Source organism: Colwellia sp. BRX8-5, from assembly GCF_014077325.1.
Lineage (GTDB): Bacteria > Pseudomonadota > Gammaproteobacteria > Enterobacterales > Alteromonadaceae > Colwellia_A.
Map to the genome: position 1 here is coordinate 1 of NZ_JACGVR010000028.1, position 16,132 is coordinate 16,132.

Below are 16,132 nucleotides of genomic sequence, written 5' to 3' on the forward strand. Positions count from 1 at the left end.
CTTTTTCACTATCAACATGAAGGACTAAATGTAAGTGATTATTCATGACAGCGTGAGCACAAATATCAATAGCAAACACCTGAGATAATGTAAAAATGCGTTGTTCAATCCAATGACGCCTGTGCTCATAACTGATACCGGTTTCTTTATCAATACCACATAAAAAGGCTTTGCGAACGGTTTGACTGCAAATATGATAATACGGCGTATCAGATAAACTGATTTGTTGTGAACGAGGCTTGGGCATAACAATCACCACACTTAATAGGGGGGAAATTAAGTGTAGTTTATTGTTGAAAAAACAAACAAGTTATTATGGGTGGCTTAATTAGCGGCATTATGAATAATGGAGATGGTTTTCAATTGCCAAAGCTTAGCTCCAGTGTGTTAGAGGCTTACTTTAAGTTAACTGCACTAATGAATAAAAATGAACCATACACCAATACAGGAGAAAATGACTGACCGCAGTTGGTACTGATTTGACGTTAATGCACTGAAAAGGTTAATGTCTATCTAGAGCGAATAGCGGAAGTAGAATAAAGTACCCATAAATGAAGCATATAAACCTTATTGAAGAATTAGATATTGAAAACTATGAAATTGTTGAAGGTGAAAAAGCCTTGAGAATAGCTCATGAGTGGCTTTCTATTTTTCATTCTGAGAAGACATCTTTTAAAGGTATTTTACGCGGTAAAACTTATATGTGGGATTTGCTAAAGTGTGAACATGACAGAGAAGAAGCTTTAGATCTTTATAACACTCATAATTCACCTAAATATGTTGTGATGGAAGATTGTTTCGGTCATGACGATCAAGTGGTTTACATTACTAGAAACAAGCCCGAAAATAACAGTAAGCTCTTAGATTTCCATATTTACCCAACAAATCTGGCGTGGAGCATGGCTTTTACGCATGAGGATGGTTGGATTGGTCCAAAGTTTATTAAGCACTCTCAATATGAAAAACTAAATCATAAAAACATAAAGGCTTTGAGGACTATTAGCCAATATAGTTAACTTCTGAATATGAGAGGTATCGTTTCTTATTTCAGATAACTAACTGTCTCTCTATGTCACTCTTGAGTAAATCAGTAATATATCGCAATGTAATCAAGGGCTCACCAACAGGTTAGAGCGATTAGCGGACTGTCGTACTCCATAATTATCATCATATATTTTCAGAGAATCAATAGAGTATAAAATGAAAAACATTTCACCAAAGCATGTTGGTATCTTATTAGGTGTTGCCTATGGAGTTATCATTAGAGTTATTTGGGAATTAGACCAGCTTAATGGTTTTGGCGGATTAGTTACCATTTCATTTATGTTTATAGTGCCATTTGTCATTGGCTTTATACGTATCTATTTCGAATATAAAGTTAAAGATGAACTAACAGCAGGAGAGATGGCTGTAATAGCTTGGCAGCCTATATTTGTTTTCTTATTAGCAAGTATAGTAACTTTATTAGAAGGTAGTATTTGTGTATTAATTGCATTACCTGCATTTATGTTCTTTTCCAGTCTAGGAGGCTTAACAGCAGGTTACGGATTAAAACACTTCAAGAATAAGTCGGGTACTTTATCTTGTGTCGCATTAATTCCGCTTATAATTGCTCCTGTTGAAATAAATTACCTTCAACTATCAAATGTTTATACTATTGAAAATACAATTATAATTGATGCATCACCTTCACATGTTTGGGGTGAACTTGGCAATGTTAACCATATAGATAAAGATGAATTACCATTTTCATTTACACAGTTAATGAGAGTCCCAGCCCCTGTTTCCGCAAAAATGTCAGGAGCTAATGTGGGTAGTGTTAGAACTAGTATTTGGGAGAAAAATGTGAAATTTAATAAAGTTATTACAGAATGGAGCATTAACGAGAAAATGTCATACCGTTTTGAAATAGACCCCGACACTATTCCTGATACTTCTTTAGATAAGCACGTCAAATTGGGTGGTGATTACTTCTCTCCTTTAACTGGGTTTTATAAAATAAACCATCTAGAAAATGGGAAGAGTGAATTAATTCTCTCTACAACCGTTCAGGATAATACTAACTTTGGTGTGTATTCTAGAATTTGGGGGGAATTTATTTTTAGGGATTTTCATACATCCTTATTAAAACTTATGAAAGCTAGAGCTGAAGTTTAATGTTTTTTACTTCCACTTCTTGCACTATTTTGACGTAAAAAACTGATATTGTTATGGTCTGTAAAGAATGAACAGCGGAAGTTAGGATATAAGGGAATTATGAAAGCTATATTATACGTCGCCATTTTATTATTAAGCATGGGTGCAGTATCAAAAGAAATAAAAGACCCAAGTCACTCTGATTTACTCATTACATATCAAAAATTAAAAGCTAAAGCTGTTGATGGTGATGTAGACAGCCAATATGAAATTTGGCATTTTGCCAAGAACAATCGGCCTAAATTAGATAATAGCCTTCGTGAAGCGTTTAGTTTTATAACTAAAGCAGGACAAGCAGGACATGCTGGAGCACGATTTACTATTGGTTCCATGTATCAAACAGGAACAATGCGGGAAAAGAATAGTGATGTTGCTCTTACTTGGCTTCTTGGAGCGGCTAATAGTGGTCATATAAAAGCGCAACTCCTTACGGCCAATAATTATGCAAATAGAGCTGTAGACGCGGATGATGATGCAGAAAAAAGTAAAAATGAAAAACTAGCTGTATATTGGTATGAACAATCAATTAAAGAGAATGATGTACTAGCTATTAGAGTTTATGGAATATTTCTCTTTGTGCTTGATACATTTTCAGAAAAATCAAAAAATCTTCTAGAACGAGCAGCTAAAGAGAATGATTCTTCTGCGATGTACTGGCTAGGTAAAATGTATGCTCATCGGTGGAGTGACAAAAGAGGGGATATTGAGTTTAATCTTGCTCATTCATGGCTTGAAAAAGCTAAAAAAAATGGGTATAAATCTCAAGAATTTATCGATGGATTGAATGAAATGAAAAAGAACTACCTAGAAAGAATAGCAAAAGAAAATAGCAAATAGCTCAGACATCCTACAGTCCCCTAATGGCTGCTTTTTTATTTCTGCATTAGGTCATGTTTGTGGCAAGAATGTCCATTAAGACTCAATCATCATTTAACGAGTGATAGTTTCGAACATTATCCGGATTTACGATTTTCCTCGAAAAAAAACCACTCAATGAGTGGTTTTTTTATGCGTTGAATTTATGGTGAAAAGTCAGACTTATTCAACAATTATACTAAGCTTGTGAGATTAAATGAACATCGCGTTGTGGGAACGGGATCTCGATATTGTTTTCTTTCAGGGCTAAGTAAATTGCTTTGTAGGCTTTAAATTTAGCATCATAATAATTAGCCGTAGGTGTCCATAAGCGTATCGAAATATTGATAGAGCTGTCAGCAAACTCGCTAATACCAATTTGTGGTTCGCGTGATTCTCCAACGATATTGAGTTCATCTATCGTTTTTTCTAAAATAGTAACCACTTGTAATGGGTCTTCTTTATAGGCGATACCCACCGTTAACTCTAATAATGAGTCATGTTTAGAATTGTGTAATATCTCGCCAACAATATGTTTGTTCGGTATGGTGATCGCAACACTGTCTTGGTCATGAATTATGGTATAAGCCAGAAGAACTTCTTTGACTATGCCGGTAACACCGCGCACCGTTATGGTATCACCAACCACGAAGGGGCGAATAATAATAATATTAAAACCAGCGGCATAGTTAGCTAATAAACCTTGTAAGGCTAAACCTGCGCCAAGAGAAATAGCACCAATGGCAGCTATAAATGGCGTAACACTAATGCCTAATTTACTTAGCGAGATAACGGTTATCATAATGACGATAAGCATTTTGGTGGTACTGGCCAAAAACTGACTTAAGGTGATATCAAGTTTATGTTTTGTACATAGTCTCAATACAACATTGGATATTTTGCCTGCGACGATATAACCGAGCGCGAAAATGATGAAGGCGCCAATTAATTGGAAGGTATAATTAGCAAAAAAATCAACAATGATATTATAAATATAACTGACCTGATCTATTTCTTGTCGTAATAAATCGGTTGGTGCTAGAGAGAGTGTTTTTTCTGCTACGGGGCTTTCACTTGCTACTTTTTCAAACATATATTTTCCATGAGTTTTCGGTGTTAGGTTATGTGGAGTTCAATTAACAGCATAGCGCTATTGGTTAATGTTAAGGGCGATAAAGCTAATAATATGCATGGTAATAGCCATAAATAAAGACTATCGCTTTATTTTATCTTTTTCACCCAATAGGTTATGCTTAAACTTCAGGTTGAATTCTACCCAGTAACGTATTAAAAAGCACTCAATTATTCATGAATGAACAAACCTCAATATGGCAAAGAGACTATCAATCAGCTGATTTTGCTGAGCTTTGTAATGCGCTATATGAAAGAGAGTTGGGGCAGTTGAGTATAGATCCTCTTTTATCAGCCTCATTGATGCAAGGGCGATTAAAAAGTTTACCTCATTATATCAAGCGTACGGCAAATTCCATGTTACAGGTGCAAACACCCCTAAAGCTTGATGTGCAAAATGCAACTTGGTCAGCTAAACAAGGTGTACAGATGCCATTAAATGGTCAAGACAGCGAGTCAGTAAAACAGTGGTATTTATCGGCAACGTTGCATCATGGCCTAGTGGTGCCTATTGCCAAAGATTCCACGATATTATTAGACTCTATTGACAGAATTGATCTTGAGCAACAGCGTTTTCGAACCAATCTTCATGGTTGGTTCTCTTTAACCGAGCTTGAACAAAACCAGGCAATAGGGCAGTTACTCAAACCGAATAAGAAAGTGATGACGGCAGCTTGTAGTGGCCATTGTTGGTTAAATGCCCATCGAGCAAACCCTTTAACACCGAGTTTGCGTGAGTTGTTATTATCTTGTGCCATTAACTGGCGTAACTTTAAGCAATCGTTAGCAATTTAATTTTTAAAAATTATAAATGCGTTAATAATGTTTACACCAGCAAACACCCATTTATAATGGCAACCGTACTGGTACTTCTCTGACTAAATTTTAGGCTTTACATTAGGTTTTTATGCGCGCTATAACCGTACTATTACTGGTTTTTTTGATGTTATTACAATACCGATTATGGTTCGGGAAAAATAGTGTGCCTGACTATCTAGCTTTGGAACAAGAAGTTCAACGTCAAGTAGCAGACAATGACAAGCTCAAACAACGTAATAAATTATTATATGCTGATACCGACGATTTGAAATCAGGCGTCGAAGCTATTGAAGAGCGCGCTCGAAATGAGTTAGGGATGATAAAAGAAAACGAAACATTCTTTCGTTTAATACCCTCTGAAAAAAACACCATGCAAATAGACCCGGAATAATAACGTTATGCTAATTAATCCAACAGAGCTCACTCAACAATTTATTGCTGTTGTCCCTGCCGCTGGTGCAGGTAAACGTATGCAAGCAAATTGCCCTAAGCAATATTTAACTATTGATAATAAAACGATTTTAGAACACACCATTGAACGCCTGTTAAGTCATCCGTCGATAAATAAAGTCATTATCGCGCTTAGTGCAAATGATGAATATTACCCACAAACTTCATTGATCAATAATGCTCAGGTTGAAACGGTTATTGGTGGCAAAGAACGAGTTGACTCAGTTCTGGCTGGATTAACAGCGATTGACCCTGAGCACCATTCTTGGGTCTTAGTGCATGATGCCGCGAGACCTTGTGTTACTCATGATGATATTTCAACGTTAATTGCTCGTTGCCTAGCAAAAGAAGTGGGCGGATTATTAGCTGCACCGGTGCGAGACACCATGAAACGATCGGTTTTGAGTACGTTAAATGGTCAGCAAGTTTTATCAACGGTAGCGCGAGAGCATTTATGGCACGCGCTAACACCACAAATGTTTCCCGTGCGAGAATTAAAAGCAGCGATTATTAATGGCCTTAATCAGGGAGCTGAACTCACTGATGAATCATCAGCAATTGAACGGGCTAATTTACCTAGTCTGTTAGTTTCGGCAAGCAGTGAAAATATAAAAATTACTCATCCAGATGATCTCGCTTTAGCCGCTTTTTTCTTAGCTAAGCAAAAACAACAGCAACAAAAACCAACATTACAGGAAACACCATGAGAATAGGTCACGGCTTTGATGTACACAAATTTGGTGGCAAAGGCCCTATTGTTTTAGCCGGTGTAGAAATAGATTATCCGCAAGGCTTTATTGCTCACTCGGATGGTGATGTTGCTATTCACGCTTTGTGTGACGCAATATTGGGTGCGCTTTGCTTAGCCGATATTGGTAATCACTTTCCCGATACAGATGGTCAGTATGAAAATATCGATAGTCGAATTTTATTAAAGCATGTGGTCGGTTTAATGATTGAAAAAGGCTATCAACTCGGTAATGCCGATATTACTATCGTTGCACAAGCCCCTAAAATAGCACCACATTTATTGGCGATGCGTACTTGCTTAAGTAAAGACTTACAAGCAGAGCTAGATCAAGTTAATGTAAAAGCAACCACGACTGAAAAGTTAGGTTATGCAGGTCGTAAAGAAGGTGTGGCTGTTCACGCTGTGGTTTTACTAACAAAATCTTCTGCAGCCGTTATAGAGAATAATCAATAAAATGAGCAAGTCATTACAATATTTATATACCCAACCTAATGCAACTGGCCAACTTCGTAGTGAAATGTCTGATTTTAAGGTCTTTGAAAAATTACCTTTTGAACCTTGCGGCGAAGGCGAACATTTATTTATTCACCTGAGAAAAACTGGCGCCAATACGCTGGTTGTTGCCCGAGAGTTGGCTAAATACTTTAAGGTAAAAGAAGGCTTAGTATCTTATGCCGGCTTAAAAGACAGATTTGCTGTTACCGAGCAGTGGTTCGGTATTCACCTACCAGGCAAAGCGATTTATGATTTAAGTGACTTGGCCATTGAAGGTGTTGAAGTTCTTTCCCAACAACGTCATAACAAAAAATTACGCATCGGTGCGTTGTCAGGTAATCGCTTCGAATTAGTGTTACGTAATGTCAGTAATACCGATGATGTCTTACGCCGCTGGGCTGCGGTTAGCCAATTTGGTGTGCCTAACTACTTTGGTGAACAACGCTTTGGTATTAATGGCGGCAACCTTGAAAGAGCGTTGGAGTTATTTCAAGGTAAGAAAGTAAAAGATAAAAAGAAACGAGGCCTGTATTTATCGGCGGCTCGCTCAGAAATATTTAATCAAATAATCAGTACTCGTATTGAAAAAAATCTGTTTGAATCTTTACAAACGGGTGATGTTTTTATGTTAAGCGGTACACAGTCGGTATTTTTGGCTGATGAAATTGACGCAACCATTCGTCAACGCTTTCAAGAAAAAGATATCGACCTAACGGCTGCGCTGTGGGGCGCTGGCGAATTAATGTCGCAAGGTGAATCTCAACAGCTAGAGCAGCAGGTTGCCGATGGTTACGCTGACTTTTGCCAAGGTTTAGCTAAGTTTGGTTTAAAGCAAGAACGACGTAGAATTAGGTTGTCGTTAACTGAAGGCAGTATAAAGTCGGTTGATGACACCATAACATTGAGCTTCTTTTTGCCTTCTGGTTGTTATGCAACCACCATTTTGCGTGAATTAATCAGTTATCAAGATATGACAGAGCGAGCGGTAAACTAATGAAAATATTACTCAGTAACGATGACGGTGTTCATGCTTTAGGCATTAAAATTTTATACGACGAATTAGTAAAAATGGCTGAGGTAACGGTAGTCGCACCCGATAGAAACTGTAGTGGTGCCAGTAACTCTTTAACGCTAATGAACCCGCTACGCATTCAAACGTTAGACAACGGTTTCATTTCAGTGAACGGCACGCCAACCGATTCAGTTCATCTTGGTATCAGTCAGCTGGTTACACCTGATTTGGTTGTTGCCGGTATTAACTGTGGCGCAAACCTAGGCGATGATACCTTATATTCAGGTACGGTAGCGGCGGCAACAGAAGGGCGCCATATGGGAATGCCAGCAATCGCTGTTTCCTTAGTGGGTCAAAGTGAACAAAATTACCAAACAGCTGCCGTGGTTACGGCAAAATTTATTCAACGTTTACAATCTCACCCATTAGCTGTCGATCAAATTATCAATATTAATGTCCCTGATATTCCGCTTAGTGAATTAAAAGGTGTCAAGGTGACACGCTTGGGTAATCGTCATAAAGCAGAAATGATGGAAAAAACGCAAGACCCATGGCAACGTGATATATATTGGTACGGTCGATTAGGCCAAGAGCAAGACTGTGGCGAAGGTACAGACTTTCATGCTATTGCCAATGGTTATGCATCGATAACCCCGTTAACTGTTGATATGACCGCCCATGATAGTTTGGCATCGATCACTCGTTGGGTCGGCGACTTAATCATTTAAGTTACCGTTGAGTTATTGCTAAATTTTAGATAAATCACATGTTAATTTTAAAATAAAAAAAATAAAAAGAGCAGGTTATGAATGTAAGGGTAGGGAGCAATGTGAGCGGTAAATCACGTCGTAGCGGCGAGCTATTAGCGCAAAAATTATACGCAGAAGGGATACGTGATCAGCGGGTGTTGCAAGCGATTGCTCAATCACCTCGTCATATTTTTGTTCCTGAAATCTTAGCGCATAAAGCATACGACAATACGGCTTTGCCTATTGGGCAGGGACAAACTATTTCTCAACCTTATATAGTGGCAAAAATGTCAGAATTATTATTAGCGGACGGTGTCCCTGACAGCATTCTAGAAATAGGGACAGGGTCTGGTTATCAAACATCCATCCTTACACAATTGGTCGCTAAAGTTTTTTCGGTCGAGCGTATTAAGGCATTACAATGGCAGGCGAAACGTCGCTTGCAATCAATAGATTTAAATAACGTCTCAATGAAGCACGGTGATGGCTGGCAAGGATGGAGTAGTAAGTCTCCCTTTCAAGCGATTATTGTTACTGCAGCGCCAACCGAAGTGCCTAAGGCATTACTGGAACAGTTAGCTGATGGTGGGCGCTTAGTGATACCTGTTGGCACAGATACGCAAATACTGAAAGTTATTACTCGTCATGGCGATGAGTACAAAGAACAACAAGTTGAAATGGTTAAATTTGTACCGCTTGTGCCCGGGGCGTTAATTTAATTTTTCATCGCTTAATATAAAAAATTGTGCCGGTACGTTAATGCCATAGCCCTAAATTAGCTGCAGAGTATTGCAGTCTTTGCATAAATAAACTAAACAATATTACTCACTCTTTATTATCTGAAAAAAAGGTATGATTTAATTGAAAATTTTTTCAAAAATGTATGAATGGACACTTCGTTTTGCTGAACATAAATTTGCGCCAAGAATGTTGGCACTATTAACTTTTGCTGAATCTATATTTTTCCCTATTCCCCCTGATGTGCTTCTAGCACCCATGGTGCTGGCTAAACCACACAAAGCATGGTCTTACGCCACATTAACAACGATAGCTTCAATTTTGGGAGGCTCTGTTGGTTATTTACTCGGTTATTATATGTTTGAACCTTGGATACAACCGGCAATTACCGCTATGGGTAAGCAAGACGCTTTTGACGCCGTTGTGCTGTGGTTTCAGCAGTGGGGTGTTTGGGTCGTCTTTATTGCTGGATTTTCACCGATCCCTTATAAATTATTCACAGTCAGTGCTGGCTTCTTACATATGGCTTTTCTGCCGTTTTTAATTGCTTCAGCAATTGGTCGTGGAATGCGATTTTTCTTGGTTGCCGGTATTATTCGCTGGGGAGGGGCCGCCATGGAACAAAAGATAAGACAATGGGTAGATATACTGGGTTGGCTAATTGTTGCGCTTATTATTGTGGCCTATTTTGTTTTTCGTTAAATCAATACAGACGACACTAGGATGGTTTTTTGATTTTAAATCGTGAAAATTATGCTCTATTAAGCACTAAAAAAATCACTTATGTGGTTTTTTTAGTGCTTAGTTTGTCTGTGGTAAGTTGTTCTTCTAACCATAAACCGGCCCCCGTTGTTGATGTTCAAGGCTCAGTTCCATTAAGTAAGCGTGTTAAAAATAGCTTAAAAGGTCGCGAGTACATCGTTAAAAAAGGTGAAACCTTATATTCTATTGCTTGGCGAGCTAATGTTGATATTAGTAGCTTAGCCACTTTTAATAATCTGGTATCTCCTTACAAAATATTCCCTGGACAAAAATTATTTTTAGTTAAAAATTCGAGCCAAGCCACTAGTAATATAGCGCGCAATGAAAAGCCGAAAAGTAACATACCAACAAGGGTAAAAAAACCTGTTGCATCAAATAAAAAGCAGGCGTATGGTAAAAATGTAAGAGGGCAAAAAGTAAACAATAAAACCTCTGCAAATGGCACAAGTTTTTCTCAAAAAATAAGAAATTGGTTGTGGCCTGCTCAAGGAAAAGTTATTGAAGGTTTTTCTACAGCAAAACAAGGTAACAAAGGAATAAACATCGCAGGTATACGTGGTGACTCGATTAAATCGACAGCTGATGGCGTGGTGGTTTATGCCGGAGATGCTTTACGAGGATACGGTCAGCTAATTATTGTTAAACATAATGATGATTACCTTAGTGCTTATGCTCATAACGATAGTATCTTAGTGAAAGAACAACAGTCGGTAAAAGCGGGTCAGGTTATAGCGAAAATGGGTGATACAGACGCTGAAAGAGTCATGCTTCATTTTGAAGTTCGCTTTCGTGGTAAATCAGTAAACCCTATGAAGTACCTGTCTAAATAACAACAAATAATAATAATAATAAATTGGAGTTAGTGTGCATATTTAATCATTGATAGTTGGCTTTGCTAAATCTTGGGAGATACAGCATGAGTATAGAAAAAGAATTGGTAAGTACTAGTGTAGATAAAAAAGAATCAACTAGATCATCATCTAAAGATAGAGAAGATGTACCATCGAATTTAGACGCCACTCAATTATATTTAAGCGAAATTGGATTTTCTCCATTACTTAGCGCTGAAGAAGAAGTGTACTTTTCTCGCCTTGCCCTTAAAGGTGATGAACCCTCAAGAAAACGGATGATCGAAAGTAATCTGCGTTTAGTTGTTAAAATTTCCCGTCGTTATAATAATCGTGGTTTACCCTTACTTGACCTTATTGAAGAAGGTAATTTAGGCTTGATCCGCGCAGTAGAAAAATTTGATCCCGAACGAGGATTTCGTTTTTCAACTTATGCAACATGGTGGATACGTCAAACGATCGAACGTGCCATTATGAATCAAACACGCACTATTCGTCTCCCTATCCATGTCGTTAAAGAACTCAATATTTATTTACGCACTTCGCGTGAATTAGTACAAAAGCTTGATCACGAACCTACCGCTGAAGATATTGCTGAAGCGCTTGATGTGCCAGTCGCTAATGTCACTAAAATGCTGCGTCTAAATGAACGTATGACCTCAGTCGATTCACCCTTCGGTGGTGAAAACGATAAAGTATTACTTGATGTTATCCCGGATGATAAAAGTGGTGGTCCAGAAGGTAGCTTGCAAACATCTGACATTAAAAATAATATTATTCACTGGTTAAACGAACTTAACTCTAAGCAACGTGAAGTACTTGCCCGTCGTTTTGGCTTATTAGGATATGAAGCGGCAACATTAGAAGATGTTGGCGTAGAAATTGGTTTAACACGTGAACGTGTTCGTCAAATTCAAGTTGAAGCGCTTAAGCGTTTACGTGATATTTTAAGTCAACAAGACTTATCGATTGAAGCCTTGTTTCAAGCGTAGATATTTTAGCTTCGATAAAACAAAAAACCAGCAATTGCTGGTTTTTTTTACTTATTATTAAGGGCTACATTTTACTTTTAAACTCAAATAATAAATCTAATGCTTGTTTGGGGGTTAAATCGTTTACATCAATTGATGACAATGACTCGAGTACGGGGTGAGTGTTATCAATAAATGAAAGTTGCTCAAAGGGTTGTTGTTCGACATTGATAACAGAAGGAGCTTGTTGTCTTTCCAGTTCAGCCAAGCGTTGTTTAGCCCGTTGAATAACGGTCTTAGGCACACCGGCAAGTTGTGCAACCTGTAAGCCAAAGCTCTTACTTGCAGCGCCTTCTTGAACGGTATGCATAAAGACGATGGTATCACCATGCTCAACCGCATCTAAATGAACATTAACCAAGCTTGGTATCTGATCGGCTAACAGGGTTAGCTCAAAATAATGACTAGCGAATAAAGTAAAGGCTTTAGTTTTAATCGCCAGCATTTCAGCGCAAGCCCAAGCAAGAGATAAACCGTCATAAGTACTGGTTCCTCTGCCTATTTCATCAAGTAACACTAAACTTTTTTCTGTTGCATTATGGAGAATGTTTGCGGTTTCTGTCATTTCAACCATAAAGGTTGAACGACCACTCGCTAGGTCGTCAGAAGCGCCAATACGGGTAAATATTCGATCAACCATACTAATGTTTGCCGCATCAGCAGGGACATAGCAACCAATATGAGCCAATAAAACAATGAGCGCTGTTTGACGCATATAGGTTGATTTACCGCCCATATTAGGACCCGTAATGATCAACATCTTACGTTCATTATTTAAGGTAACAGGATTAGCAATAAAGGGCTCACTAGTCATTAACTCAACGACAGGATGACGACCGGCTTTAATCTCAATACCGTCATTTTGGCTTAGACTTGGTTTAACATAATTTAGGCTTTCTGCGCGTTCTGCAAAGGTATTTAAAACGTCTAGTTCTGCGACAGCTTGAGCAAGTAATTGCAGTTTTTCTAAATCAGGTAACACTAAATCGAACAATTCATCATATAAACGTTTTTCTAAGGCGAGAAACTTACTCTGTGCGCTAAGCACTTTTTCTTCGTGTTGCTTTAGTTCATTGGTAATAAAACGTTCGTTATTTTTTAAGGTTTGTCGGCGAATATAATCATCAGGTACATCGTTCGCGGCAGTACGACTCATTTCAATAAAGAAGCCATGAACCCTGTTATAGCCTACTTTTAAGGAACTAATACCGGTACGTTCTTTTTCACGCGCTTCGAGTTGGGCAAGAAATTCAGTTGCTCCATCACTTAAGTCACGTAAGACATCAAGTTCTTCATGATAGCCTTTGGCAATAACGCCACCATCACGGATAAGAACGGGTGGGTTTTCAACTAAAGCATGCTGTAATAAGTCGTGTAAGTCGGGTATTGGAAAGCTTTTTGACGCTAATTCAGTGATATGTGCTTGCTGACAAGTTTGTAAATGTTGCTGAAGTTCAGGCAATTGATTTAAAGCATTACGTAAACGAGCAAAATCTCTTGGACGCGCAGAGCGTAAGGCAATGCGAGAAACAATACGCTCAATATCACCAAAAGATTTAAGTTGGCTAAATAATTCAGTCGTTAAATCTTGTGACAATAGTTCACTAATTGCATTTTGACGTGCAGTTAATATGTTTAAATCACGTAAAGGAAAATGTAACCAACGTTTTAGTAATCTAGAACCCATTGGTGTCGCTGACTTATCTAATACCGATGCTAGGGTATTTTCAAAGCCACCTTGTAAGTTTTGCGTGAGTTCTAAATTACGACGAGTTGCCGCATCTAAAATGACACCAGAAGCAGAAGACTCACAAATAATGGCTCGAATGTGAGGAAGCGCACTGCGTTGACATTCTTTTACATATTGAAATAAACAACCAGCGGCCATTAAGCCTAATGATTTATCACCAACACCAAAGCCAGAAAGTTCTTTAGTGCCAAATTGTGTATTTAGTAAATTAGTAGCTGTGTCTAAATCAAACTCCCATTCAGGTCTTCTTCTTAATCCTTGATAGCCTTTTAGTAACCCTGGCACTGAGAACGATTCACTGTAGAGTAATTCAGCAGGAGATAAACGCTGTAGTTCAGCTTGTAACTGTTCAATGGTATTTGGCTCAGTCAGTACAAAGCGACCACTGGTCATATCAAGATAAGACAGCCCAAAGCGTTGCGATGACTTATTATTACCTTCACTTACCGCAACAATTAGATTGTCATGCTTATCAAGTAATAATGCTTCATCACTCACCGTACCTGGGGTAATAACTCTAACAACTTTACGTTCAACAGGGCCTTTACTGGTTGCTGGGTCACCAATTTGTTCACAAATAGCAACAGATTCACCCAGTTGTACTAATTTTGCTAGATAATTTTCCACCGCATGATAGGGAACGCCTGCCATAGGTATTGCATTGCCACCTGTCTTGCCGCGAGCGGTTAATGAAATATCGAGCAAATCAGATGCTTTTTTCGCATCATCAAAAAATAACTCGTAAAAGTCACCCATGCGATAAAAAATTAAAATATGAGGGAACTCAGCTTTAATGGTTAAGTACTGGCGCATCATAGGGGTGTGTGAGGATAAGTCTAAGTTTGCTGTGGTCATTTCTATGCGGTAACTCATAAGTTCAATGAAAGAGTAAGGTGGCAATTATGTCATAACTGGCAAATTTAGACTCTATTTATTTAACTAAAATTTTTACTGAATACGATAAAGTTTAGGCAAGGATTTTACCGTGATAATATAAATAGTAACTTTTTGATGAGTAATAGTTAAAAGTTATCGGTGCTTGTTATTCTTTTTTTTATCAATAACTTATAAGTCACCTTGTTTTGTTTTTGATAATATAATTAAAATAGTTGTAAAAAAGCTTGATACTGTACGGTCATACAGTATACTTGCTTCATCAAAACGAAATCTTAGCAACATCGGCGGAACAAACATGAAAGACGATAAAGAAAAAGCATTAGCAGCAGCATTAAGTCAAATTGAAAGACAATTTGGTAAAGGCTCAATTATGAAGCTTGGTGATAATAACACCATGGATGTTGAAACCATTTCTACAGGTTCATTGGCGCTTGATGTTGCACTCGGTGCGGGTGGTTTGCCACTTGGGCGTGTTGTTGAAATTTATGGTCCTGAATCAAGTGGTAAAACAACGTTAACGCTTGAAGTTATTGCTGAAGCTCAGCGTAACGGTAAAGTTTGTGCCTTTGTTGATGCTGAGCATGCACTTGACCCTATTTATGCTGAAAAGTTAGGTGTTAACATTAACGAATTACTTGTTTCTCAGCCTGATACCGGTGAGCAAGCATTGGAAATTTGTGACATGCTAACGCGTTCAGGTGCTATAGACGTTATTGTTGTCGATTCTGTTGCTGCACTTACACCAAAAGCAGAAATTGAAGGCGATATGGGTGACTCTCATATGGGATTACAAGCCCGTATGCTTTCACAAGCAATGCGTAAGTTGACAGGTAACTTGAAAAAATCTAATACCATGATTATTTTCATTAACCAAATTCGTATGAAAATTGGTGTAATGTTTGGTTCTCCTGAAACCACAACGGGTGGTAATGCACTTAAGTTTTATGCTTCTGTTCGTTTAGATATTCGACGTATCGGTGCTGTAAAAGCAGGCGACGAAATTATTGGTAACGAAACCCGCGTAAAAGTGGTTAAAAACAAAATAGCGCCTCCTTTTAAACAAGCAGAATTTCAGATTTTATATGGCGAAGGTATTAACAGCTTAGGTGAATTAATTGATTTAGGCGTTTTGCATAACATGGTTGAAAAAGCCGGTTCTTGGTATAGCTACAATGGCGATCGTATTGGCCAAGGTAAAGCAAATGCGGCTAAATCTTTAGCAGAAAAACCTGAAATGGCAAAAGAACTTGATAAGCGTTTACGCGACTTACTGTTAATTAAAAGTGTAAGAGCAAGTGAAAAACCAGCTAAAGAAGAAGAAGCTGTAGAATAAACATTACACATTACACATTAAACATAAAAGTTTAAACAATTATTAAGCCACTGTATTTACAGTGGCTTTTTTATATCTAATTAGTGACTTTGCTCTCTTATGCTATCGTTATTTAATGTGCTATATAGTATTTTACCTAAGCATCTTTACTGCCCAATACCCCCCGTTTATCTACGTAGCACTCTATTAGGCTAGTTCCACCAATATTTACTCGCTAGGGTTATAGATGACAAATAATATTAACGTAAAAAACATTATAGACGTCTATACGTTTAGATGTTGACATAGCTAAAAATCCACGTACCATAAAATGAT

16 protein-coding genes and 1 pseudogene are annotated in these 16,132 nt (G+C 38.0%); 14 read left to right on the forward strand and 3 right to left on the reverse strand.

What is annotated here, in order from left to right; genetic code table 11:
* A pseudogene (locus H4J62_RS15455) lies at nucleotides 1–247 on the reverse strand (transposase); the annotation flags it as partial.
* A 304-nt stretch (nucleotides 248–551) separates the two neighbouring features.
* Between H4J62_RS15455 and H4J62_RS15460 the strand changes: the two are divergent.
* The 3 genes from H4J62_RS15460 (at nucleotide 552) to H4J62_RS15470 (ending at nucleotide 3,033) form a co-directional block, all read left to right on the forward strand.
* Nucleotides 552–1,016, forward strand: a complete 465-nt coding sequence (locus H4J62_RS15460; protein ID WP_182216931.1) for a hypothetical protein — start codon at nucleotides 552–554, stop codon at nucleotides 1,014–1,016.
* A 184-nt stretch (nucleotides 1,017–1,200) separates the two neighbouring features.
* Complete coding sequence (locus tag H4J62_RS15465) at nucleotides 1,201–2,157, forward strand: hypothetical protein (RefSeq protein ID WP_182216933.1); 957 nt, start codon at nucleotides 1,201–1,203, stop codon at nucleotides 2,155–2,157.
* A 99-nt stretch (nucleotides 2,158–2,256) separates the two neighbouring features.
* Nucleotides 2,257–3,033: a tetratricopeptide repeat protein gene (locus H4J62_RS15470; protein WP_182216934.1), complete on the forward strand. Its 777-nt coding sequence runs from the start codon at nucleotides 2,257–2,259 to the stop codon at nucleotides 3,031–3,033.
* Nucleotides 3,034–3,250: 217 nt separating this feature from the next.
* Here the strand turns inward: H4J62_RS15470 and H4J62_RS15475 are convergent, their stop codons facing one another.
* Complete coding sequence (locus tag H4J62_RS15475) at nucleotides 3,251–4,144, reverse strand: mechanosensitive ion channel family protein (RefSeq protein ID WP_182216936.1); 894 nt, start codon at nucleotides 4,142–4,144, stop codon at nucleotides 3,251–3,253.
* Nucleotides 4,145–4,359: 215 nt separating this feature from the next.
* Here H4J62_RS15475 and H4J62_RS15480 point away from each other — a divergent pair, with 215 nt between their 5' ends.
* From H4J62_RS15480 to rpoS, 10 genes are all read left to right on the forward strand, one after another.
* The gene (locus H4J62_RS15480) at nucleotides 4,360–4,977 is read left to right on the forward strand and encodes a hypothetical protein (protein ID WP_182216938.1); all 618 of its coding nucleotides are present in this window, start codon (nucleotides 4,360–4,362) and stop codon (nucleotides 4,975–4,977) included.
* A 112-nt stretch (nucleotides 4,978–5,089) separates the two neighbouring features.
* The gene (gene ftsB / locus H4J62_RS15485) at nucleotides 5,090–5,392 is read left to right on the forward strand and encodes a cell division protein FtsB (protein WP_070374505.1); all 303 of its coding nucleotides are present in this window, start codon (nucleotides 5,090–5,092) and stop codon (nucleotides 5,390–5,392) included.
* A 7-nt stretch (nucleotides 5,393–5,399) separates the two neighbouring features.
* Entirely contained in the window at nucleotides 5,400–6,158 is a 759-nt protein-coding gene (gene ispD / locus H4J62_RS15490) for a 2-C-methyl-D-erythritol 4-phosphate cytidylyltransferase (protein ID WP_182216940.1), read from the forward strand.
* On the forward strand, nucleotides 6,155–6,655 hold the full coding sequence (ispF, locus tag H4J62_RS15495; RefSeq protein ID WP_182216942.1) for a 2-C-methyl-D-erythritol 2,4-cyclodiphosphate synthase: 501 nt from the start codon (nucleotides 6,155–6,157) through the stop codon (nucleotides 6,653–6,655). The genes ispD and ispF overlap by 4 nt, the downstream gene beginning before the upstream one ends.
* A 1-nt stretch (nucleotide 6,656) precedes the next feature.
* Nucleotides 6,657–7,691, forward strand: a complete 1,035-nt coding sequence (gene truD, locus H4J62_RS15500) for a tRNA pseudouridine(13) synthase TruD (protein ID WP_182216943.1) — start codon at nucleotides 6,657–6,659, stop codon at nucleotides 7,689–7,691.
* Complete coding sequence (surE, locus tag H4J62_RS15505) at nucleotides 7,691–8,437, forward strand: 5'/3'-nucleotidase SurE (RefSeq protein ID WP_182216945.1); 747 nt, start codon at nucleotides 7,691–7,693, stop codon at nucleotides 8,435–8,437. The genes truD and surE overlap by 1 nt, the downstream gene beginning before the upstream one ends.
* A gap of 77 nt (nucleotides 8,438–8,514) precedes the next feature.
* Nucleotides 8,515–9,177 (forward strand): protein-L-isoaspartate(D-aspartate) O-methyltransferase, encoded by a 663-nt coding sequence (locus tag H4J62_RS15510; protein ID WP_070374500.1) that lies wholly within the window; start codon nucleotides 8,515–8,517, stop codon nucleotides 9,175–9,177.
* 142 nt (nucleotides 9,178–9,319) lie between these two features.
* The gene (locus tag H4J62_RS15515) at nucleotides 9,320–9,898 is read left to right on the forward strand and encodes a YqaA family protein (protein ID WP_182216947.1); all 579 of its coding nucleotides are present in this window, start codon (nucleotides 9,320–9,322) and stop codon (nucleotides 9,896–9,898) included.
* A 29-nt stretch (nucleotides 9,899–9,927) separates the two neighbouring features.
* Nucleotides 9,928–10,788: a peptidoglycan DD-metalloendopeptidase family protein gene (locus H4J62_RS15520; protein ID WP_220465347.1), complete on the forward strand. Its 861-nt coding sequence runs from the start codon at nucleotides 9,928–9,930 to the stop codon at nucleotides 10,786–10,788.
* Nucleotides 10,789–10,874: 86 nt separating this feature from the next.
* Complete coding sequence (gene rpoS, locus H4J62_RS15525; protein WP_182216949.1) at nucleotides 10,875–11,798, forward strand: RNA polymerase sigma factor RpoS; 924 nt, start codon at nucleotides 10,875–10,877, stop codon at nucleotides 11,796–11,798.
* Nucleotides 11,799–11,862: 64 nt separating this feature from the next.
* Here rpoS and mutS read toward each other — a convergent pair whose 3' ends face one another.
* On the reverse strand, nucleotides 11,863–14,442 hold the full coding sequence (gene mutS / locus H4J62_RS15530) for a DNA mismatch repair protein MutS (RefSeq protein WP_182216988.1): 2,580 nt from the start codon (nucleotides 14,440–14,442) through the stop codon (nucleotides 11,863–11,865).
* A 337-nt stretch (nucleotides 14,443–14,779) separates the two neighbouring features.
* Here mutS and recA point away from each other — a divergent pair, with 337 nt between their 5' ends.
* Nucleotides 14,780–15,817, forward strand: a complete 1,038-nt coding sequence (gene recA, locus H4J62_RS15535; RefSeq protein ID WP_182216951.1) for a recombinase RecA — start codon at nucleotides 14,780–14,782, stop codon at nucleotides 15,815–15,817.
* Nucleotides 15,818–16,132: the final 315 nt, after the last annotated feature.